This window comes from Brenneria uluponensis, assembly GCF_032395385.1.
GTDB lineage: Bacteria > Pseudomonadota > Gammaproteobacteria > Enterobacterales > Enterobacteriaceae > Prodigiosinella > Prodigiosinella aquatilis.
Window position 1 is genome coordinate 2,123,213 of sequence record NZ_CP135917.1, and the last position, 23,053, is coordinate 2,146,265.

Annotated in this window: 19 protein-coding genes, 2 tRNA genes and 3 pseudogenes; 18 read left to right on the forward strand and 6 right to left on the reverse strand. The window is 44.4% G+C overall.

Features of this window, described 5'->3' with window-relative positions; genetic code table 11:
• The first annotated feature begins 20 nt into the window (after positions 1-20).
• The 7 genes from sufA to RS889_RS09735 all read left to right on the forward strand — a co-directional run bounded on the left by sufA (position 21) and on the right by RS889_RS09735 (position 7,074).
• Positions 21-395: a Fe-S cluster assembly scaffold SufA gene (gene sufA, locus RS889_RS09705; protein ID WP_021016314.1), complete on the forward strand. Its 375-nt coding sequence runs from the start codon at positions 21-23 to the stop codon at positions 393-395.
• Positions 396-409: 14 nt separating this feature from the next.
• A complete protein-coding gene (gene sufB / locus RS889_RS09710; protein ID WP_315710477.1) occupies positions 410-1,924 on the forward strand; it encodes a Fe-S cluster assembly protein SufB in 1,515 nt (504 codons plus the stop codon).
• Between the two features lie 91 nt (positions 1,925-2,015).
• Positions 2,016-2,762 (forward strand): Fe-S cluster assembly ATPase SufC, encoded by a 747-nt coding sequence (gene sufC, locus RS889_RS09715; protein ID WP_315710478.1) that lies wholly within the window; start codon positions 2,016-2,018, stop codon positions 2,760-2,762.
• Positions 2,737-4,035, forward strand: a complete 1,299-nt coding sequence (gene sufD / locus RS889_RS09720; protein ID WP_315710480.1) for a Fe-S cluster assembly protein SufD — start codon at positions 2,737-2,739, stop codon at positions 4,033-4,035. The genes sufC and sufD overlap by 26 nt, the downstream gene beginning before the upstream one ends.
• Positions 4,032-5,255, forward strand: a complete 1,224-nt coding sequence (gene sufS / locus RS889_RS09725) for a cysteine desulfurase SufS (RefSeq protein WP_315710482.1) — start codon at positions 4,032-4,034, stop codon at positions 5,253-5,255. The genes sufD and sufS overlap by 4 nt, the downstream gene beginning before the upstream one ends.
• A gap of 24 nt (positions 5,256-5,279) precedes the next feature.
• Complete coding sequence (gene sufE, locus RS889_RS09730) at positions 5,280-5,696, forward strand: cysteine desulfuration protein SufE (RefSeq protein WP_021016309.1); 417 nt, start codon at positions 5,280-5,282, stop codon at positions 5,694-5,696.
• Between the two features lie 379 nt (positions 5,697-6,075).
• Positions 6,076-7,074 carry a L,D-transpeptidase family protein gene (locus RS889_RS09735; protein ID WP_021016307.1) on the forward strand — a complete coding sequence of 333 codons (999 nt, stop codon included), beginning with the start codon at positions 6,076-6,078 and terminating at the stop codon, positions 7,072-7,074.
• A gap of 56 nt (positions 7,075-7,130) precedes the next feature.
• On the opposite strand, the gene RS889_RS09740 is transcribed toward RS889_RS09735, so the two are convergent.
• A complete protein-coding gene (locus RS889_RS09740; RefSeq protein WP_021016306.1) occupies positions 7,131-7,367 on the reverse strand; it encodes a major outer membrane lipoprotein in 237 nt (78 codons plus the stop codon).
• Positions 7,368-7,686: 319 nt separating this feature from the next.
• Positions 7,687-9,099 (reverse strand): pyruvate kinase PykF, encoded by a 1,413-nt coding sequence (pykF, locus tag RS889_RS09745; RefSeq protein WP_021016305.1) that lies wholly within the window; start codon positions 9,097-9,099, stop codon positions 7,687-7,689.
• 624 nt (positions 9,100-9,723) lie between these two features.
• On the opposite strand from pykF, the gene licT reads away from it, so the two are divergent.
• From licT to RS889_RS09770, 5 genes are all read left to right on the forward strand, one after another.
• Complete coding sequence (gene licT, locus RS889_RS09750) at positions 9,724-10,569, forward strand: BglG family transcription antiterminator LicT (protein ID WP_021016304.1); 846 nt, start codon at positions 9,724-9,726, stop codon at positions 10,567-10,569.
• Positions 10,570-10,847: 278 nt separating this feature from the next.
• Entirely contained in the window at positions 10,848-12,797 is a 1,950-nt protein-coding gene (gene bglF, locus RS889_RS09755; RefSeq protein ID WP_315710486.1) for a PTS beta-glucoside transporter subunit IIABC, read from the forward strand.
• Positions 12,797-14,194: a glycoside hydrolase family 1 protein gene (locus RS889_RS09760; protein ID WP_315710487.1), complete on the forward strand. Its 1,398-nt coding sequence runs from the start codon at positions 12,797-12,799 to the stop codon at positions 14,192-14,194. Before bglF ends, RS889_RS09760 begins: the two co-directional genes overlap by 1 nt.
• A gap of 143 nt (positions 14,195-14,337) precedes the next feature.
• Complete coding sequence (locus RS889_RS09765; RefSeq protein WP_315710488.1) at positions 14,338-15,945, forward strand: carbohydrate porin; 1,608 nt, start codon at positions 14,338-14,340, stop codon at positions 15,943-15,945.
• Between the two features lie 185 nt (positions 15,946-16,130).
• Positions 16,131-17,315, forward strand: a complete 1,185-nt coding sequence (locus RS889_RS09770) for an alpha/beta hydrolase (protein ID WP_315710490.1) — start codon at positions 16,131-16,133, stop codon at positions 17,313-17,315.
• Positions 17,316-17,446: 131 nt separating this feature from the next.
• On the opposite strand, the pseudogene RS889_RS09775 reads toward RS889_RS09770, so the two are convergent.
• Positions 17,447-17,852: pseudogene (locus RS889_RS09775) on the reverse strand (transposase); the annotation flags it as partial.
• A 318-nt stretch (positions 17,853-18,170) separates the two neighbouring features.
• Between RS889_RS09775 and RS889_RS09780 the strand changes: the two are divergent.
• From RS889_RS09780 to RS889_RS09800, 5 genes and pseudogenes are all read left to right on the forward strand, one after another.
• Positions 18,171-18,677: a GNAT family N-acetyltransferase gene (locus RS889_RS09780; RefSeq protein WP_315710492.1), complete on the forward strand. Its 507-nt coding sequence runs from the start codon at positions 18,171-18,173 to the stop codon at positions 18,675-18,677.
• Positions 18,658-18,831, forward strand: coding sequence for a hypothetical protein (locus RS889_RS09785; protein WP_315710494.1), 174 nt, complete (start codon positions 18,658-18,660; stop codon positions 18,829-18,831). Before RS889_RS09780 ends, RS889_RS09785 begins: the two co-directional genes overlap by 20 nt.
• 44 nt (positions 18,832-18,875) lie before the next feature.
• Positions 18,876-19,466: pseudogene (locus RS889_RS09790) on the forward strand (pyridoxal-phosphate dependent enzyme); the annotation flags it as partial.
• A gap of 132 nt (positions 19,467-19,598) precedes the next feature.
• A pseudogene (locus RS889_RS09795) lies at positions 19,599-19,847 on the forward strand (IS5/IS1182 family transposase); the annotation flags it as partial.
• Complete coding sequence (locus RS889_RS09800) at positions 19,834-20,322, forward strand: thioesterase II family protein (RefSeq protein ID WP_315710496.1); 489 nt, start codon at positions 19,834-19,836, stop codon at positions 20,320-20,322. The pseudogene RS889_RS09795 and the gene RS889_RS09800, both read left to right, overlap by 14 nt.
• A gap of 36 nt (positions 20,323-20,358) precedes the next feature.
• Here the strand turns inward: RS889_RS09800 and RS889_RS09805 are convergent.
• The 3 genes from RS889_RS09805 to RS889_RS09815 form a co-directional block, all read right to left on the reverse strand.
• Positions 20,359-20,435 (reverse strand) — tRNA-Val (locus RS889_RS09805).
• A 10-nt stretch (positions 20,436-20,445) separates the two neighbouring features.
• Positions 20,446-20,522: transfer RNA gene (locus tag RS889_RS09810), tRNA-Val, on the reverse strand.
• A 154-nt stretch (positions 20,523-20,676) separates the two neighbouring features.
• Complete coding sequence (locus RS889_RS09815; RefSeq protein WP_315710497.1) at positions 20,677-22,050, reverse strand: MATE family efflux transporter; 1,374 nt, start codon at positions 22,048-22,050, stop codon at positions 20,677-20,679.
• Between the two features lie 317 nt (positions 22,051-22,367).
• On the opposite strand from RS889_RS09815, the gene RS889_RS09820 reads away from it, so the two are divergent.
• Complete coding sequence (locus RS889_RS09820; RefSeq protein WP_315710499.1) at positions 22,368-23,015, forward strand: riboflavin synthase subunit alpha; 648 nt, start codon at positions 22,368-22,370, stop codon at positions 23,013-23,015.
• The last annotated feature ends 38 nt before the right edge of the window (positions 23,016-23,053 follow it).

Genomic DNA, 23,053 nt, shown 5'->3' on the forward strand with positions numbered 1-23,053 from the left:
AGATGAATGAGGTAATCCCAATGCAAGCGGACGATAAAGTAGAAATGTTTTCACTGGCGGAGAATACTTGGCAAGGATTGACCCTGACGGAAAGTGCGGCGTCCCATATTCTGAAACTGATGCGGCAGGGACATGAGGTACAGGGTATACGACTTGGCGTTAAGCCATCGGGATGTGCCGGTTTTGGTTATGTTCTGGATCTGATTAATCAACCCAACGCAGGCGACCTGGTGTATGAGCGTGATGGTGCGCGGTTGTATGTTCCGTTGGACGCGATGCCTTTTATCGACGGTACTGAAGTGGATTTTGTCCATGAAGGTCTGAATCAGGTATTTAAATTCACCAATCCAAAAGCTCAACATGCCTGCGGGTGTGGAGAAAGTTTTGGCCTCTAAGCGGTGATGCGATCATGGCACGTAGTAACGTAGAAGTATCCGATGATGTCCAGACAAGGATCGAGGACGGACGCTACAAAGAAGGTTTTTTCACCGAACTGGCCACGGATGAACTGGCTCGCGGTATTAACGAACATGTGGTACGGGCTATTTCTGCCAAGCGTAATGAACCTGAATGGATGTTGGCGTTTCGGCTTAATGCTTACCACGCCTGGCTGGAGATGGAAGAACCCCACTGGTTGAAAGCGCACTACGATAAGCTTGATTATCAGGATTATAGCTATTACTCGGCACCGTCCTGTGGCGATTGTGACGATAATTGCAGCGCTCAACCGGGCGCCATTCAGCACTCCGGGACTGACGAGACCAGCCTACCGTCGGACCAGAAAAATTACCTCACTACCGAGGTGGAAAAGGCGTTCGAGCAACTGGGTATTCCGGTGCGGGAAGGCAAGGATGTCGCGGTAGACGCGATATTTGACTCGGTATCTGTTGCCACCACTTACCGGCATGAACTGGCGAAACAAGGCATTATTTTCTGCTCATTCAGTGAAGCAATTCAGGAACATCCGGATTTGGTACGTCAGTATCTGGGTAGCGTAGTACCGTCCAACGACAACTTTTTTGCCGCCCTGAATGCGGCGGTGGCTTCAGACGGAACCTTTGTGTATGTGCCGAAAGGTGTCCGTTGCCCAATGGAACTTTCTACCTATTTCCGCATTAACGCCGCAAAAACCGGCCAGTTTGAGCGGACGATTTTGATTGCTGATGATGACAGTTATGTCAGTTATATCGAAGGATGTTCCGCACCGGTTCGTGATAGTTATCAACTGCATGCGGCGGTAGTGGAAGTGATTGTCAATAAAAATGCCGAAGTGAAATATTCCACGGTACAGAACTGGTTTGCTGGTAAGGACAGTAAGGGCGGGATCCTTAACTTCGTGACCAAGCGAGCACTGTGTGGTGGAGAAAATTCAAAGATGTCCTGGACGCAGTCAGAAACCGGGTCGGCGATCACCTGGAAATATCCAAGTGTGATTCTGCGTGGTGATAATTCGGTTGGTGAGTTTTTCTCCGTGGCATTAACCAGTGGTCATCAACAGGCGGACACTGGGACCAAAATGATCCATATCGGTAAAAACACCCATTCAACCATTATCTCAAAAGGAATTTCGGCCGGGCATAGCCAGAATACCTATCGTGGCTTGGTGAAAATTATGCCAAGTGCGACCAATGCCCGCAATTTTACCCAGTGTGACTCGATGCTGATAGGTAGTGATTGTGGTGCACACACCTTTCCGTATGTGGAAGTGAGAAACAATACGGCCCAACTGGAACACGAAGCAACGACATCCAGAATTGGTGAAGATCAACTGTTCTATTGCCTGCAACGTGGCATCAATGAAGATGATGCTATCTCCATGATTGTAAATGGCTTCTGTAAAGATGTGTTTTCTGCGTTGCCGCTGGAGTTTGCAGTGGAAGCACAGAAACTCCTGGCGATCAGCCTTGAACATAGCGTGGGCTAATGCATTAGTGGCTCCGTCACGACAACGGAAATGGTACTCCGGTGCACATAATGATGAGCGTCAGCAATCAAAAGACGCCAGAAGGATAAATATGTTAAGTATCAAAAAGTTGAGAGTCAGTGTCGAAGAGAAAGAAATCATCAGAGGGCTGAGTCTGCATGTTAAACCAGGAGAGGTCCATGCCATCATGGGACCAAATGGTTCAGGGAAAAGCACCTTGTCTGCAACGTTGGCTGGACGAGAAGATTATGAAGTGACTGCTGGTTCACTGCATTTCAAAGGCAAGGATCTGTTGACATTGGCACCGGAAGATCGTGCCGGAGAAGGCATTTTCATGGCTTTCCAATATCCGGTGGAAATTCCTGGCGTTAGTAATCAGTTTTTCCTGCAAACGGCAGTCAACGCCGTGCGCAAATATCGTCAGCAGGAACCGCTGGACCGTTTTGATTTTGCTGATTTCATTGAAGATAAAATCCAGCTGTTGAAGATGCCAGCAGACCTGCTGACACGTTCAGTGAACGTGGGGTTTTCCGGCGGTGAGAAGAAACGGAATGATATTTTGCAAATGGCGGCACTGGAGCCGGATTTATGTATTCTGGATGAAACAGATTCCGGTCTGGATATTGATGCGTTGAAGATTGTCGCTAATGGTGTGAATACACTACGTAATACTCAGCGTTCATTCATTATTGTTACCCACTATCAACGCATTCTGGATTACGTCAAACCTGATTATGTGCATGTGTTGTCTCAGGGAAATATTGTTAAATCCGGCGATTTCTCATTGGTTAAACAGTTGGAGGAACAAGGCTATGGCTGGCTTACCGACCAACAGTAGTAGCAAACAGCAGCACGTTGTGCAGCAGTGGCAGCAATTATTCAACACGGCTGCGCCGCGATCTCCCGAGGCCGAACAACACTGGCAACAGGTACTGCGGTTAGGGCTGCCACATCGTAAGCTCGAACACTGGAAATACACGCCGTTGGATAACTTATTGTCTCACGTATTTACTGTGCCGACGGCTCGCTTCATCAGTCCAGAGTTGCGAAACATGCTGGCTCTGCCTGTCGACAGTTGGCGTCTGGTATTTGTTGACGGGGTGTTTAATGCGATGTTGAGTGACGTGGCGTGGGGGCCTTACCAGATAGATGTAAAGCCAGCTGGATCGCCCTTGTCATTATCTGTCGCTATTCAGCCAGAGGTCTTCCTGCATCTGACAGAAAGCCTGGCAATGTCAACTACGCTTATCCATCTGCCTGCTGGCGTGCAGGCAGATAAACCGCTCTATCTGTTACACATCAACAGCAGCGGTTCTACCCCGGCTTTGAATACGGTTCATTATCGACATCACCTAAGTGTCGGCCAGGGAGCCAGTGCACAGATTATCGAACATTATGTCAGTCTGGATGAAGGGGCGCATTTCTGTGGCGCGCGTTTAACTATTGATGCAGGAGAAAACAGTCAGGTAACGCATTACAAGCTGGGATTTGAGTCGCCAGCCAGTTATCACTTTTCTCATAACGATCTGTTACTAGCACGTGCGGCGCAGGTGAGCAGCCATGGTTTTCTATTAGGTGCCGGGCTGACGCGTCATCACACCAGCGCCCAGATTAACGGTGAAGGCGTTAATCTGGTGATGAATAGTCTGGTCTTGCCGGGTGGTAATGAAGTCTGTGACACTCGCACTTATCTTGAACATAACAAAGGCCATGGCGAAAGCCGCCAGTTACACAAAACCATCGTGCGTGATCGTGCCCGTGCCGTATTCAATGGCACGATTAAGGTGGCGCCTCAGGCGCTGAAAACCGATGGAAAAATGACTAACAATAATTTGTTGCTGGGTCGTCTGGCCGAAGTTGATACCAAGCCACAATTGGAAATCTATGCTGATGATGTGAAATGCAGTCATGGGGCTACGGTGGGGAGAATCGACGAGGAACAGCAATTTTATCTGCGTTCACGTGGTATTAGCGAGCGAGACGCACAACAGATGATTATTTTCGCTTTTGCTGCGGAATTGACGGAAGCGATTACGGATGAAGTATTGCGTGATGTGGTAGTCAGTCGCATTGCGCTTCGGTTGGAAAATACAATGGGAGGTGCTGCATGAGTTACCCCATTGAGCGAGTGAAAGCTGATTTCCCTGCGCTACAGCAGGAAATCAATGGTCAGCCTCTGGTCTATCTGGATAGTGCCGCCAGTGCTCAGAAACCGTTGATCGTTATCGAACGGGAACGGGATTTTTATCTGCATGAGTATGCGGCAGTACATCGCGGCATACATACGTTAAGCGCGCATGCTACCAGCGCGATGGAAGGTGTCAGAGCACAGGTGGCTGCGTTTATTAACGCGGAGTCCGCCGAGGAGATTGTATTCGTCCGCGGCACGACTGAAGCGATTAATCTGGTGGCAAATAGTTATGGCCGCACCTTTTTCCAACCCGGTGATAACCTGATCGTGACCGAGATGGAGCACCATGCCAACATTGTACCTTGGCAAATGCTGGCAGCGTCTCACCAACTGGAGATTCGTGTCTTGCCGCTAACCGTCGAGGGTACGCTCAACATGGCGAAATTGCCTCTGTTATTGGATGAACGCACATGCCTGGTAGCGGTGACACAGGTTTCCAACGTGCTGGGGACGGTAAATCCGGTCAGTGAGATTATCCGGCAGGCCAAAGCAGCGGGTGCGAAAGTGCTCGTCGATGGGGCTCAGGCGGTGATGCATCAAGCGGTAGATGTTCAGGCGATGGATTGTGATTTTTACGCTTTCTCTGGTCATAAAATTTATGGACCAACGGGGATCGGCGTGTTGTATGCCAAAAAACAACTGTTGCAAGATATGCCACCATGGGAAGGCGGCGGGGCGATGATCAGGCAGGTCAGCCTATATTATGGTACCACCTATGTTGATGCGCCCTGGCGGTTTGAAGCTGGATCACCAAATACGGCGGGCATTATGGGGCTGGGGGCGGCGTTGCACTATGTCACGACCTTGGGGCGTGAAGCTGTCCACGTCTATGAAACCGAACTGATGCAGTATGCGTTGAAAGCGTTAGAGCAAGTAGCGGATTTTACGCTCTATGGCCCGCATCAGCGCCAGGGTGTGATAGCCTTTAACCTCGGGAAACACCATGCCTATGATGTAGGTAGCTTTCTGGATCAGTATGGAATAGCAATCCGTACCGGGCATCACTGTGCCATGCCATTAATGGAGCATTATGGTGTCCCCAGTATGTGCCGAGCCTCGCTGGCGCTCTATACTCAACGGGAAGACATTGACCGGCTGGTGGCTGGATTACAGCGTATTCGCCGATTATTGAGCCGCTGAGCCGGTAAACGTCTGGAGATATTTATGACAATGCTGCCTGAACCACAAAAACTGATGCGCAACTTCCTGCGCTGTCATAACTGGGAAGAAAGGTATCTTTATATTATTGAGTTGGGGGTAGGCCTGAAACCGTTACCTGAGGCGTGGCGTCAGGATGAAAATGTCGTATCCGGTTGCCAAAGTCAGGTATGGATTGTAGTGCGACAGGATGAACAGGGGCGCATTATTCTTCATGGTGATAGTGATGCGGCTATTGTCAAAGGGCTTATCGCCGTGGTGTTCAGTCTCTATCAAGGGTTGAGCGCACAGGAGATCGTTGCGTTGGACGTCCGTCCATTTTTTCAGGAACTGGCGTTGAGTGAGCACCTTACGCCTTCTCGCTCTCAGGGGCTGGAAGCAATATTACGCGCTATACGAAGCCGGATTTTACCATTAATCTGAACACTTACTCTGGCCGAATGATATTAATCACGTCAATGTAAAATATGAACATACGTGGGGATGAGGTTTCTGATGGTGCCATTCCTCGCGCCAAACTTTCGTATCTTGATCCTTTGGCGGATGGGGGTATCTAATATCAAGTTAACCTTAATTGCGTGAATTCATATTTCAGATTTCATCCCGTAGATCTTCTTCGGGACAGCTTTTATCCTTGAGTACGAGATTTTTTACAGTATTGAATTATAATATATTGATTCAAATAAACAAAACCTACCCTTGTTATATTAATTCCGAAAAAGTGAGCCATGAAAATAATCGCTTAGTGGGTTAACTACCATTTTTTATATCTATCTTTGAGCAGTGGAACAGGAAATTAACAATGAAACACGCTTTTAAATTATTAACTCTATTCTTTGTGTCGTCCCTGGTGGGTATCTCAGTGGCCTGGGCGACAGAGTATCCACTTCCACCACCAGGAAGCCGTTTGATTGGCGAAAATATTATTTATACCGTACCCAACGATGGCCGCCCTCTGGAAGCAATTGCTGCTGATTATAAGATTGGGTTGCTTGGGATGTTGGAGGCGAATCCGGGAACGGACCCTTATTTGCCGAAGGCGGGAACCACATTGATAATTCCGACACAGATGCTGCTGCCGGACGCTCCGCGTGAAGGTATCATTATCAATCTGGCTGAGTTGCGCTTGTACTATTATCCCAAGGGCAAGGATACGGTAATTGTTTATCCTATCGGCATTGGTCAGTTAGGGCGCAGTACCCCAGTTATGGTCACCCGGATCAGAGAAAAACATGAGAATCCTACCTGGACACCAACGCCGAACATTCGTAAGCGCTATAAAGAAGATGGCATCATTTTACCGGCAGTAGTCCCAGCTGGTCCGGACAATCCGATGGGATTATTTGCCTTACGGTTGGCTAAAAGTGGCGGGGTTTATCTTATCCATGGAACCAATGCCAATTTTGGCATTGGTATGCGTGTCAGTTCTGGTTGTATCCGTTTACGTCCTGATGATATCAAGGCATTGTTTAATGCTGTACCAGTAGGAACTCAGGTGCGGGTTATCAACGAACCTATCAAGGTGGCGGTAGAACCGGATGGTAAGCGCTATATGGAGGTACATCAGCCACTGTCCAGATCGGATAAAGATGACCCACAAACCATGCCGATTGCTCTTAGCAAGGACGTGAAGACGTTTATTCGCAACAAGGATACCGATGCAGGCAGTGTCTCTGCCACGATTGCTCGTCGTTCTGGTATGCCCGTATTGGTTAATGTTGGACAGCAGATTCACGACTTTCAGTTACCGCAGACGACAGGCGCTGCTGCACCTATTTCTGCCATCAGTCCATCACGGTAAAATTAAGGTAAAAAAATGGCGCACAATGTGCGCCATTTTTTACTCAACCAATTCGATTACTTTTTGTAAGTACGAACTTGGTTGTCCAGACGCTGGTTAGCACGAGCTGCGTCATCTTTAGCAGCCTGTACGTCAGAGCGGATTGCATTCACATCAGTAGCCAGTTGATCAACTTTGCTGTTCAGAGTCTGAACATCAGTAGACAGTTGATCGATTTTAGCATTGGTAGAGCAACCAGCCAGCAGAGTAGAACCCAGAATTACCGCGCCCAGTACCAGTTTAGTACGATTCATTATTAATACCCTCTAAATTGAGTTAATCTCCATGTAGCGTTATAAGTATTACACAAACTTTTTTCTAATGAGAATAAATTTTTGATGGGAAGATGCTTAATTTTGACTGTTCGCTCAAAGAATCAGCGAGTTTCACTGGCAGATTAAAAAAAGTAAATAAAACAGCAGTGTTATATCAGATAACTCTGAAGTAGAGCCACTCCAATATATCAATTAAGTATAACTAAAATGGCAATGAGTTAGCTGGCTTGTGTAATTGGAAAATAAAAAAGCGTCCCGAAGGACGCTTTTTCGTATAGGTTTTCATTACCGGCTTATTTTACAGACGCTGCACAGATGCGGTATTGGTGGTGCCACTGGGGACCAATGCTCCAGAAACCATCACGACAACGTCGCCTGGTTGTGCAAAGCCGCTGCTCAGAGCCGCTTCTTTCCCAATGCGATAGAAATCATCAGTCGAGGCAATTTCTTTCACCAGCATAGTTTCGATGCCTTTACTCAGCAATAATTGGCGGGCGGTGATTCCATTGGTTGTCAGCGCTAGAATGCGGGCGTTAGGAAAGTATTTACGCACGGATTTAGCTGATTTACCACCGTTGGTGGCAACGACGATCAATGGCGCTTCCAGTTTTTCGGCGGTTTCCACTGCACCACGACATACCGCTTCCGTAATGCGCAATTTGCCCTCGTTGTGCAATTTTTCCAGACGGGGCTTCATCACTCTATCGGTACGTTCACAGATGGTTGCCATGATAGTCACTGATTCCAGAGGGTATTTACCCTTGGCGCTTTCTCCAGACAGCATCACGGCATCTGTACCATCAATAATCGCATTAGCAACATCGCCAGCTTCAGCACGGGTTGGGCGTGGATTCTTGATCATGGAATCCAACATTTGTGTTGCTGTGATAACCACTTTACGGGTTTCGTTACATTTTTCGATCATCATTTTTTGCGCGAAAATCACTTCTTCTACCGGGATTTCCACACCGAGATCACCACGTGCAACCATGATACCGTCGGACGCTTCCAAAATTTCATCAAAGTTGTTCAGGCCTTCCTGATTTTCGATTTTAGAAATGATCTGGATATGTTCCCCACCATGTTGTTTCAGGTGGGCTCGGATCTCTTCTACATCAGAACGTTTACGGATAAACGATGCGGCAACGAAATCAACGCCTTGTTCGCAGCCAAAAATCAGGTCGCGTTTGTCCTTTTCTGCCAATGCGGGTAACTGAATAGATACACCTGGCAGGTTGACGCCTTTGTTTTCCCCCAGATCACCATTGTTCAGTACTTTACAGATAACTTCATTACCCTTGATATCGAGCACTTCCATACCGATAAGCCCGTCATCAACCAGTACGGTATTACCTGTTTTCAGGTCTTCGGTAAATCCGGCATAGGTCACGGCAACACGGTCTTTGTTGCCAATAACACTCTGCTCGGTGGTGAACGTGAAAATCTGGCCGGCAGTCAGAGAGACGTCGGCACCATTTTCCAGCTTCATGGTTCGGATTTCTGGACCTTTGGTATCCAGTAGAATGGCGGCTTTGTTACCGGTTTTTTCCGTGATGGCCCGTAGGTTCTTAATACGCTGGCCATGTTCAGCATAATCACCATGCGAAAAATTGAGGCGCATTACATTCATGCCGGCATTGAGCAGCTTGCCCAGCATTTCCTCTGATTCGGTTTTGGGGCCAATGGTACAAACGATTTTGGTCTTTTTCATAATGGTTAGTTTCTACAAGTTGTGATGGATAAAAAATATGTGAGCCGGTGGCTGATAGTGCTAATCCCCCGGGATAGATACGGTTGGCGGTGATTCTGAAAGCTAAGTATAGGTGGTGACAGCAATGAGAGAATAAACGAGTATGTGACAGGATATTGCCCGGTCATGTGAAGTGATTTTATTGATGATAGTGGCACGTTAATTAGCTGAAACCATTCAATGAAACGACGTTCCGTATTATAGTTGTTAGATGGGGAGAAACAAGCCAGATGAAGTGATGATAACGCATATTTTAGTGCGTTTACGCAAAAAAATGTGCGATTTGTCATTTTTACACAGACTTGTTGCGCAACTGCCTGAGAAAAACTTATTGTGGTGCAAACGAACCAATCGCCGGTTTGGCTAATTGTGTGAAACAGGTCAACCGGATAGATAAAAATGAGAACAGATGTGAAATGCTTGTATTTGTGTCGATCTCTATCACGTTTCTGTGTGTTGGATATTGAGACTACGATGGCAAATGGTAGTTTATGTACATACAGGATTGTTACTGCACTCGGCAGGCAAGACCAGATGTTCGCTTCATAGCGGGTATCTGGTTTTTTTGTTTTCAGAGCGTGAAAAATGAAGATAGCCAAAATACTTAACAATAATGTCGTCACCGTTATAGATGAACATCATAGTGAGCAGGTGGTGATGGGGCGAGGGCTAGGTTTCAAAAAACAGATTGGGGATGATGTAGATAACACACTGGTTGAAAAGGTATTTGAACTTCGTAGTAGTGAGTTGACCTCCCGTCTCAGTGAACTGCTGGCTGGCATTCCGCTGGAAGTCATCACGACAGCTGACAAAATCATCACTCTGGCCAAGACGCGATTGTCGGGACAGTTACAAAACAGCATCTATATTTCACTGACTGATCACTGTAATTTTGCCATCGAGCGACATAAGCAGGGCGTTGATATACGTAATGTTCTGCTGTGGGAAATCAAGCGGGTTTATCAGAAAGAGTTCGCGGTAGGCTTGGAAGCATTGGATATTATTGAACAACGTCTTGGTATCCGTCTGCCAGAGGATGAGGCGGGGTTTATTGCTTTGCATCTGGTCAATGCTCAACTGGATAGCCATATGCCTGAAGTTATTCAGATTACCAAAATCATGCAGGAGATTCTTAATATTGTTAAATACCAATTGAATATTGACTATAACGAACAGGCTTTCAGTTACCATCGATTCGTTACCCATTTAAAGTTTTTTGCGCAGAGATTAATGGGACACAATACGGTATTCAGCAATGATGAGTCTTTGCATGATGTGGTAAAAGAGAAATACTCACAGGCATATCACTGTGCCGAGAAAATCCAGAGTCATATTATCCAGCAGTATTGTTACACTCTGACTAAAGAAGAGTTAATGTTTTTGACAATTCATATTGAAAGAGTCAGATCTGAATTATTGGAAAGCCAATAGACATAGTGGAAATGTATGCTGTAAATCACAAATCAGTGATTATTGATGAGAATAGACTTGCTGTTGAAGTAAAAATAAGTAGTCTATATTGGAAGCGTAAAAACTGGATTGCTACTGTATTCACCACTTGAAGAATACAGGCAAAACCTAAACCACCTTTCTTAGTGCTGATAGCATTCAAAAAGATGGTTTAGGTTTTTTTTTGTCTCAAAAACAGTGTCGGATATCTGATGCTATCCGGTTTTACCTGTGAAGTTACTGAGTATTAAGGATTGTCAATGAAATATAAAACGTTAGCCAATGAGATAATTGAAGGTGTCGGAGGGCTCAGTAATATCAATAGCGTATTACATTGCGCTACACGCCTGCGTTTTAAGTTAAAAGATAATAATAAGGCGAATGCTACTGCACTGAAGAATAACCCCGGTATCATTATGGTCGTGGAAAGCGGCGGTCAATTTCAGGTAGTGATCGGGAATCATGTCAATGAGGTGTATCAGGATTTGATCGAAATGTCCGGCATTCAGAATTTATCTGATACAAGTCGTGATAGCAGTGGCGATGACACGACAAAGGAGAATATCCTTTCCCGGTTGATTGATGTCATTTCTGGTATTTTTACCCCATTTATTGGCGTAATGGCAGCCTCAGGGATTTTAAAAGGATTTTTAGCACTCAGTCTAGCATTGGGATGGATGTCAGATAAGAGTGGTACGTATAAAATATTATTTGCTTCCAGTGATGCCTTATTCTATTTTTTCCCCATTATTTTGGGATATACGGCCGGTAAGAAATTTGGTGGTAATCCATTTGTCTCCATGGTAATTGGCGGAACATTGGTACATCCTTCAATGATCGCTGCCTTTAATGCTATGCAAACAGCAGGATATCAATCACTTCATTTTTTGGGGATACCAATCACCTTCATTAATTACAGTTCATCAGTTATTCCAATTATTTTTGCCAGCTGGGTTTCCTGTAAACTGGAAAAACCACTTAATGCATTTCTACATGTCAATATTCGTAATTTTTTCACACCGTTGCTTTGTGTAATGATTACTGTCCCTTTAACATTTTTATTGATTGGGCCTACGGCAACCTGGTTGAGTCAAATGCTGGCTAGTGGCTATCAGTTACTTTATGGCTTTAACTCATTATTGGCTGGGGTATTCATGGGGGCTATCTGGCAGGTATGTGTAATCTTCGGGCTGCACTGGGGGTTTATCCCCATTATGCTAAATAACCTCAGTGTAATGGGACATGATACATTATTACCATTACTTACCCCGGCAGTATTAGGCCAGGCAGGCGCAACATTAGGGGTATTACTACGCACCCGCGATATGAAACTAAAAGGCATTTCGGGATCGGCACTTTCTGCGGCTATTTTTGGTATCACTGAACCTGCGATTTATGGTGTCACATTGCCATTACGTCGCCCTTTCATCTTCGGGTGTATTGGAGGAGCCATCGGCGCAGGAATTATGGGTTATTTCCATTCCACTATTTATTCCTTTGGATTCCCTAGCATCTTTACTTTTACCCAAATTATCCCGCCATCAGGGATTGATAGTAGCGTATGGGCCGCCATTATTGGTACAGCAATCGCTTTTGTGTTCGCCGCTCTTGCGACCTGGTTATTTGGCATAAAAACAGCACAACCTGAAACGGCGACTACCGCTATTGAATCTGTTCAATCATCTTCAGCGTCATTTGTGACAGGCGATGGACGCAGGCAAACGATCATGAGTCCGATACAAGGTAAGGTGCTGCCGCTGGATCAACTCAGTGATCGTACTTTTGCCAGCGGTCTGATGGGAAAGGGCATTGCCATTAAACCAACGGAAGGGCAATTGTTTTCGCCAGTGAATGGCACTGTTGCATCATTTTTTAAAACCCATCATGCCATTGGCTTGTCCACCGATGAGGGTGCAGAGGTTTTAATTCATGTTGGTGTGGATACGGTGAAGCTGGACGGAAAATATTTTACGCCGCATGTCAGTATTGGTGACGTAGTAAAACAGGGGGATCTGTTGCTGGAATTTGACTGCCTGGCTATTGAACAGGCTGGTTATGACACCACAACGCCCATTATTATTACCAATAGCGATGATTATATTGACGTCTTGCCCGTCGCTAGCGGTGACATTACCGCGAAAATACCATTATTAGTATTGGTTCGCCAAGAAAACGATATTCAGATCAGTCCAAGGGAGGAACAGAAATAATGAGCCATCATTTTCCAGAAACATTTTTGTGGGGCGGAGCCGTTGCTGCCAATCAGGTTGAAGGTGCATATTTAATCGACGGAAAAGGGTTGTCGACATCTGATGTACAGCCTCAGGGTATATTTGGCGAAATCATTGAGCGCCAGCTTGGGGACAGTGGAATAAAAGATGTCGCTATTGATTTTTATCACCGCTATCCGGAAGATATTGCGTTATTTGCCGAAATGGGATTTAAATGTTTGCGCACATCGATTGCCTGGACGCGTATTTTTCCTCAGGGAGATGAAGAAACACCCAATGAAGCTGGCCTGGCATTTTATGATCGATTATTCGATGAAATGGCTAAATATGATATTCAGCCTTTAGTGACATTATCTCATTATGAGATGCCATATGGTTTGGTCAAAAATTATGGTGGTTGGGGTAATCGTAAAACAATTTCCTTTTTTGAACGTTATGCCAGAACGGTATTTTCACGCTATAAAGATAAAGTGAAATTCTGGCTTACGTTTAATGAAATCAACGTGGCGCTGCATGCACCCTTTACCGGTGTTGGCTTGCCTCCAGAGAGTAGTAAACCAGATATTTATCAGGCAATTCATCATCAATTGGTTGCCAGTGCAAAAGCAGTTAAGGCCTGCCATGAAATTATTCCGGATGCCAAAATCGGTAATATGTTACTCGGGGCCATGCTTTACCCTTTGACCTGTAAGCCAGCAGATGTAATGGAAAGTCTGCAACAAAACCGAGAATGGTTATTTTTTGGTGATGTACAGGCACGAGGTGCCTACCCGGCGTATATGACTCGATTCTTTAGACAAGCTGGTATTACGTTGAATATAACGCAAGAAGATCGGCAAGCATTAAAAGAAACAGTCGATTTTATTTCTTTTAGTTATTATATGACCGGCTGTGTCACGACCGATAAAGATTATCGTCAAAAAGCACGTGGCAATATATTGAATATGGTGCCAAATCCACATTTGAAAAGTTCAGAATGGGGGTGGCAAATTGATCCGGAAGGATTACGATACCTATTAAATTTCCTTTATGACCGATATCAGAAACCATTGTTTATTGTTGAAAATGGGCTGGGAGCTAAAGATAAACAAGAAAATGATGGTTCGATTAACGATGATTATCGCATTCAGTATTTGAATGATCATTTGGTCCAGGTCGGTGAGGCGATTGATGATGGTGTCGAGGTATTAGGTTATACCTGCTGGGGACCTATTGACTTGGTCAGTGCATCAAAAGCAGAGATGTCAAAACGATATGGATTTATTTATGTGGATCGAGATGATGTAGGTAATGGAAGTCTAACGCGATATAGAAAGAAAAGTTTCTTCTGGTACAAATCGATTATCGCCAGTAATGGTAGTGCATTAATCCGTTAACTTAATCTTTTCCTGCGGATATAACTTATCCGCAGAATTTTATTTTATCTGGCATATTTAGGCTAGAGGGCTAAATATGCTTGTAGCATACAACTTTTCTATTTTTTGATTTTCTTCATCGAACACTTTACAGGGATAATTATATGAAATTAAAAACCAGTTGTTTTGTTATTATGTGCGTATTATATCCAGTGGCATTTCCTACTATCGGAGCTCAACTTACCATTGAACAACGATTGGCTGCATTGGAGAAAGATTTGCAGGAAACAAAACTGGAATTACAACATTATAAAGATCAAGAGAAGGGAAATAACAATATTGTGTTAGTTAAGGAAAATAAGAAACCCAACAGTAAAAAGAAGAATGTCACTAATTCAACCTCTGCGTTGACAACTAAAGCGGGTGATACGCTATCTGCGTCTATGTCATCGGTTGTTTCTGCAAAAGAGACCACAACAGCCATGACACTGCATGAGTTAAGTCAGTATGTCAAAGACGATATCGGATTCACCTACTCAGGCTATTTCCGTTCAGGATGGTCCACTGGATCACAAGGCTCACCGAAATCCTGGGCAATAGGATCGCTTGGTAGGTTTGGTAACGAAAATACCAGTTGGTATGATTTGATATTAAACCAGCGAGTGTTTAATAAAGATGGGAAAACGGCACATGCAGTGATCAAGCTGGATGGTAACGTCGATGAGCAATATTCAAGTGGATGGTTTGGTGATAGCAGTACGAATAGTAATAGACTTCAATTTTCGGATATTTATTTAACAACTAAAGGTTTTTTGCCTTTTGCACCGGAAGCTGATTTTTGGGTAGGTAAACATGCCTTGCCAGTTTATGAAATTCAGATGCTTGACTGGAAAAGTAATAGAACCGACTCTTCTGCCGGCGTGGGGATAGAGAATATTAAGGCAGGTGTAGGTTCATTTGATATCGCACTAACGCGTGAGGATGTTAATGTTTACAATCAAAGTCTTACTGCATATCAACAACTGAATACCAATATGGTGGAAATGCGTTACAAAGATATTCCGTTATGGGATGGTGCGAAGCTGATGGTATTAGGAAAATATGCCATGGCGAATAAAAATGACAGTCAGAAAAGCAGTGAAGAAAATGGCACTTATTACTCATTAAAAAATGCGTGGCTGGGAGGAGCTATATTACGACAAACCCTTACACATAAAGGATTTAACGAGTTTACCGCCCAGATGGCCAATAATTCTATTGCCAGTAGTTTAGCGCGTTATGCTGGTTCCAGCCCCTTTGTCGCGGTAAATGGAAACTATTATGGTGAGCATACTGGTGGCACGGCGGTACGGTTGATTTCTCAGGGAGAAATGTACTTGCGTGATAATGTTATTATGGCTAATGCATTGGTTTATACTAATGGTAATGATGTTTATAGCTATGACACTGGGGCACACACAGATTTTGAAAGCATTCGTGCAGTATTAAGACCTGCTTATATTTGGGATGATTATAATCAGACCGGTGTGGAGGCTGGTTATTTTACCCAGACCAATAAAAATCAAACTGGCACAAAATTCACTGAATCTGGTTATAAAGCTACCTTGTTTCACACAATTAAAGTCGATACCAGCATGCTTAGTTCACGACCAGAAATCCGTTTCTATGGCACGTATTTAAGAGTGCTGGATAATGAACTGGATGCATTTACATTTCCAGATACAAAAAAAGACCAATTTACTGTAGGTATTCAAGCGGAAGTGTGGTGGTAGTCGCTGTTTAATTAATAGTATTTGCTACTTATGTATATCAGTTATTTTTCAAGTTGCAGATACATTGCCTTCGTTTACTCCATTGAATCACTTATCTGGGTAAATTTATTGTAATTATTATGTTTTCTGCTTTCTGCGACTCGAAATCTGTTGGGCATGGTATGAAAAATATGAGGGTTGATTTAATGAAAATGACAAAAAATAGTGTGTATCTGCTGATATCCAGCTTGTGTCTGTTTTCTCCATTGAGTGCCAACGCGTTTCCAAAGGGGATACCTGCGTTCCCGCGCTCTGATGTGGTTTCGACGCGCTATCTGTCACAAGTAAATGCGGATAAAAGCATCACATTCCGGCTATTTGCACCTACGGCGAAAACGGTCAGCGTAATTACCGGCGCTACACCAGAATCCTGGGCAATTCATCCCATGGTCAAGGATGAATTGGGTGTGTGGTCTTTCCGTACGGCACCACAGTCCCCTGATTTGTACGAATATTTTTTTAATGTTGATGGTTTCCGTAGTATTGACACCGGGTCGTCCACACCCAAACCACAGCGACAGGTGAATACCAGCATGATTCTGGTTCCTGGCAGTATATTGGATACCCGGCAGGTACCTCATGGTGATTTGCGAATCATTACCTATCATTCATCGGCGTTGAAATCAGAACGTCAGATGTATGTCTGGACGCCACCAGGATATAGCGATTCAGGTAAACCACTGCCGGTACTCTATTTTTATCACGGCTTTGGTGATACCGGAGATTCGGCGGTTGCCCAGGGGCGTGTCCCCCAAATTATGGATAACTTGCTGGCAGAGAAAAAAATAGTGCCAATGCTGGTTGTGATTCCGGATACTGAAACGGATGCAGCCAACGCAATACCAGAAGATTTTGTGCCGCAGGACAGACGAAAGGTTTTCTATCCTCGCAATGCAGCAGCTGCGGACAATGAACTGATGCATGACATTATTCCCCTGATCAGCCAACGGTTTAATGTTCGTCATGATGCCGATGGTCGAGCGTTGGCAGGTTTATCTCAAGGGGGATATCAGACGCTGGTATCTGGCATGAGCCACATTGATTATTTTGGCTGGCTGGCTACCTTCAGTGGGGTAAGCACAACCACCGTTCCTAATGCTAAAGTCTCTGCACAACTGGCGAAAGCGCAGCAAGTTAATCAGCAATTACGTAATTTCACTGTGGTGGTGGGTAGTAAGGATAGTGTCACCGGGAAGGATATCGCTGGTTTGAAAAAGGAATTGGAGCAGAAAGGGGGGAAGTTTGATTACACCGTTTATCCCAATCTGGGGCATGAAATGGATGTCTGGCGACCGGCTTATATAACATTTGTTCAGAAAATATTTAAATAATATTTGATACCAACACATAATTAATGCGGCCCCAATAAGTGAACAGCGAGATTCATAATGAATAATGGAATCACTATGGGTTTACGTTATGCAATAGCCGATATTTTATTAATGGCTGTCACTTTCGGGGCCGCGATGGTAACAATGAAAATTAGAGTAGATGACACATCGGTGTCGTACATCTCTTTGAACGTGGGGATAATCTCACTCGTGATCATGCTTTTGGCATACAGAGACAAAACCTGGCTGTTCATTTCTGTGATACGTATTTGATTTTTCTTTATCAGTTGCGGTTCAGTGGTGTCTTCACAGCCACGGGGCTCTGCTGAGTATAGTGTTAGACGAGTAACCGTTATGCGTATTTTGAGCCTTTTTTCGAGGCATTTCTCTTATGCCTGCCATGGTTGGTAGGCGTGAAAACTGGTTGAGGTCGTCTTCTGTTTTAATGTCTTTGACCCGTTCGGCGGTGAGCGCCTTGAGTTTCTTTCGTTCATAGTGTGACTGTCTTCGTTTCCAGGATAAATATAATGAAAACAAACAATTATACAGTTTAAATTACAGTTTTTAACGTTAACAAAAAAACACATTTTATCTATAATTTTTTCTTACTTGATGGGTGTTGATATAAAAAATCATTTTTTTATTTATTTTTAGCTAAATACTCTGATTTTTTTTTGCTCTCCATTCTTGTAGAAATTAAATATTATTATTGATTTGTTTTATGAAATTTTATGTTTTCAGTGGAAATGAATATAGAATAAATGCTTTAGACCTGCTAATGTTTTTGTGCATGCAGCGCATTTGATTTTACCGGGAAAGTAGTAGTTATCCTTGAACTCAGGAAGAGGTGGCAGTATGTCAATTCTGACAGAATGCACTGGAAATGATATTGGTGCTTATTGTAATATCTTCGTTGAAGAATATGAGAATGATTTAATCAAAAATCATCATCTCAGCCAGTCTGAAGCACATAAAAAAGCTATTGATGTATTTAATTCTTCGTTTCCTGATAATCGAGCTGAGAAAAACAACTCTCTTTTACGCATTAACAAAATGCTAAATGATAAATCCTATCATGTTGGTTATATATGGCTTCTTTATTTCCCAAAAGAACAGTCAGTATTTATTATGGATTTCTATATTCTTCATGAATATCGTAATAAAAAAATCGGCTATGAAGCCATGAATGATTTGATATCAATGATCGGACGTTCCAATGTGACGATGATAAAACTACGTGTTGAGCCTGAAAATCAGGCAGCAATTGGTTTATACAAAAAAATAGGTTTTGATATTACCGGCATAAATATGGTCCGCAGGATAACCTTAAAGGTTGGAGAGAATGATATATCAAACAAGTGAGAGTATTAATAATGGAAATATTTTTTTAAAATTTAATGATTTCATAAAAAACAATAGCGTCTATATAAAAATAGAAAATATGAATCAGGGTGGTTCAATAAAAATAAAAACTGCTATAGCTTTAGTCGATGCAGCAGAAAAAATGCTGGATTAAAAGAGAAAAAATATGTTATTGAATCTAGCTCAGGAAATCTGGGAATCACATTAAGCATCATCTGTGCAGCAAGAAAATATAAATTCACGTGTGTTGCTGATAAAAATACGTTGCCTCATACTATCAAGGTCATGAAGGCATATGGTGCTGAAGTGATTGTCATCGAAAAACCTGATCCAGAAAAAGGCTATCTCGGTAGTCGACTCAACTATATCAGGAAAACATTGATGTCAGATAATAATTTGGTGTGGACTAATCAATATGAATGTCCCGATAATAGCGAAGCCCATGCAAGATTGACGGCCAGAGAATTACTGATTGAATTTCCTGTTATTGACTACCTTTTTGTCGCAGCAGGAACGACGGGTACATTGATGGGATGTGTCCAAACTATTACTGAAGAATCACCAGCAACAAAAATTATTGCTGTTGATACTGAAGGGTCGGTCATTTTTGGTACGCCGCCAGCACCGCGCTATATTCCCGGTATGGGAGCCAGTGTCCCTCCGCCATTATTTGACAGTAAGAATCTGTTCGACATGGTACAAGTGTCAGAAATGGATACGGTGCAGACCTGCCGGATGGTCGCACAGCGCTACGGTTTTCTTGCCGGTGGTTCAACAGGAACTGTGCTGACTGCCATTCAGCACTATAGTCATAAAATTCCCACCGGTTCAGTGGTCGCCATGATTAGCCCGGATGGCGGAGAACGCTATATCGATACCATCTATTCCGACGAGTGGTGTCGACAAAAAGGCTTATTGCGACTTTTTGGCGACTGGAACACGATTTACCGTCGTTTTAATCTTTGGTCGAAAAAAGGTGTTCTTCTTCAATTATTCACGGCATTGAAGCAATCACCTGATTTTGAATGGGCATTTATTGACGGCAGCATTGTCAGCGCTCATCAGCACGCCACTGGGGCATCCACAGATGAGAGTGAATCGATTGGTAAAAGCCGTGGTGGAAATACAACAAAAATCCATTTAGCCGTGGACAGTTATGGTTTACCTATTTTTCGGGCACAGTAACGGAGGGTTAATCGCCTATGAGCTGGCGCGGAAATTACAGTCCGCAAGCGGGTATTCACTGTCTCATTTGTTTCTTTCTGCCAGCTGCTCAGCGGCTGATCGCAAAGTGACAGCGAGGCGTTCAGCGCTGAATGACGACGCGTTAATCAGCGAATTAGTCAGCCTTAATGGTACGCCACCAGCACTGCTGGCGAACAAAGAGATGATGGAACTTTATCTCCCTATTCTGCGCGCCGATTTTGCTATTTCTGACAGCTATCGCTATTGTTCTACGCCACGCCTTAAGAGCGCGACAACAGTCTTTTACGGATTACAGGATGACAGTATGTCGTTGAATGAGATAAACGGCTGGCAGAAAATTATTCATGGAAACGTCGATTTTGTTCCCATTAATGGCGGGCATTTTTTTATTCATGAAAGGCTGGCGCAGGTTATTTCACACATCAAACGCTATCTATGATCTACAGACGCCAGCGAAAATCTGTGAAATAAGAATTGGTACGACCGAGTGGACTCGAACCACCGACCCCCACCATGTCAAGGTGGTGCTCTAACCAACTGAGCTACGATCGTATACCAAGAATGGTGCGTTCTAATGGACTCGAACCATCGACCCCCACCATGTCAAGGTGGTGCTCTAACCAACTGAGCTAAGAACGCATTTTCAAAACATTGCCGCCAGAGTAGCGGCGGGGACGAATATTAACGGGCTATATCGCCGCTGGCAAGGAGAAAAACATAAAAATTGTCTGCTTACCAGTCTGATTGTCGAGCTTATATGCAGTACGCCGTTTTTTTCGTCACACCCTCTGTTTTATCGAGATGCGCGAGTTAGGATCAGGGATGCAGGCTGTCGTTGTAACCAACGGATGCGCGTTACCATCATGATGGCTGAGGATGTCAGCCCGATAATGAAGCCGCACCAAAAGCCGGCAGGTCCCATTCGGGGAACAATTAGGTCGGTCAGTGCCAATGCATACCCGCTGGGTAATCCTAATATCCAGTAGGAAACAAAGGTAATGAAGAAAATAGAGCGGGTGTCTTTATAGCCACGCAGGACACCGCTACCAATGGTTTGAACGGCATCAGAAATCTGATACACCGCTGCCAGCAACATTAAGTGTGATGCCACCGCAACGACATCCGGATTTTTGTTATAGAGCATGGCAATGGGTTCACGCAGTGTGATAGTAAAAATAGCGGTGCAAATTGCCAGCACAATTCCAGATGCAATACTGGTATGGGCCGCGACACGAGCATCGGCTACAGAGCCTTCTCCCAGTCGATGTCCGACACGGATGGTAGCCGCAACACCAACGGAAAGCGGCAGTACAAACATTAGCGAACTGAAGTTGAGGGCGATCTGATGACCAGCGACATTCACCACACCCAGTGGGAGTACCAGCAAGGCAACAATGGCGAACTGCGTGACTTCGAACAGAATTGCCAAGGCAATAGGTAAGCCGAGTCCCCACAGTCGCTTTAACGCCTGCCAGTCTGGCCTGAGTGACGAATGATGTTGGCGGATATCCCGCAGCCAGCGGGCCTGGCGAGTATAAGCGGCCAATAAAAGCATCATAATCCAGTATACGGAGGATGTCGCCACACCACAGCCTACGCCACCCATTTCAGGCATACCCAATTTACCGTGAATAAAGACATAGTTAATCGGGATGTTAACCAATAACCCGATGAAACCAATAGCCATTCCCGGTTTCGTTTTTGACAACCCCTCACACTGACCGCGTAAAACCTGATAAAACAGATATCCTGGCACACCCCACGCAAGAGCATGAAGGTAATCAATTGCCTTCTCGGCCAGTTCCGGCGGGCCATTGTGCATCAAGTGGATTACGTACTGCCCCTGATACAGAACTATCATGGTGACAACAGAAATGGCACTCGCCAGTAAAAAAGATTGCTGTACTTGATGAGCAATGCGATTTCGCCGTCCAGAGCCGTTCATTTGCGCAACGACAGGCGTTAGCGCCATCAGTAAGCCATGGCCGAATAAAATGGCTGGTAACCAGATGGACGTTCCTACCGCTACTGCGGCCATGTCGGTTGCGCTATAAGAACCCGCCATAATCGTATCGACTACGCCCATTGAGGTCTGGGAAACTTGCGCAATGATGACAGGAATCGCCAGCGTTAATAATTGACGCGCCTCCGACAGATACTTCTGCACGAACACACCTTCCTAATAGGATCGATAGATATCTCAACCAGAGAGAAAGACAATCATCCTTTTTTACATGAAAAGAGCGGGCATTGTAACGATTTATCAGCAGTAAACCAATGAATTACCATTTCTCTCTGTTCTATTGAGATTATGTTGCAATGCTGAAAAATTCGCTGATTCAATAGCGCTTTTACTCGGTAATCAAGTTTGGTTTTCTTTTTAATATCGTGCAAACTGCCTGGATAATGTTGAAATCAAGTCGGTATCAATGGATATGGTCCGTTGACACTGCATTTTTTAAACGAATTTAAGAGGCACTCCGCATGTTTACCGGTATTGTTCAGGGCACGGCTCCTGTTGTGTCCATTGATGAAAAAACCAATTTTCGCACGCACATTGTTCAATTTCCGCCTGAAATGTTATCAGGGTTGGTGCCAGGCGCATCTGTTGCTCATAACGGTTGCTGCTTGACCGTGAGCGCGATTGAAGGGGCGCGAGTCAGTTTTGATTTGATGAAAGAGACACTGCGTTTGACCAATCTCGGTAACTTGAACGTAGGTGATTCAGTTAATTTAGAGCGTGCTGCCAGGTTCGGTGATGAAGTCGGTGGGCATGTTATGTCGGGCCACATCATCTGTACGGCAGACATCGTTAAAATTCTGACTTCGGAAAATAATCACCAGATCTGGTTCCGAATGTCGGATGATGCCTTGATGAAATATGTACTACACAAAGGGTTCATTGGTATTGACGGTATCAGCTTGACTATTGGTGAAGTTACTCGCAGTCGTTTCTGCGTGCATCTTATCCCTGAAACGTTAAACCGGACTACGCTGGGGCAGAAACGATTGGGTGATCGTGTGAATATTGAGATTGACCCACAGACACAGGCGATCGTGGATACGGTTGAGCGTGTATTGTTGAATCAATCTCACCGTCAACAAGATCCGGCCACAGAAGCAACAGAATAAAATAGTGTAGCCGTCAGCATAAAGCTGGCGGCCAAGTC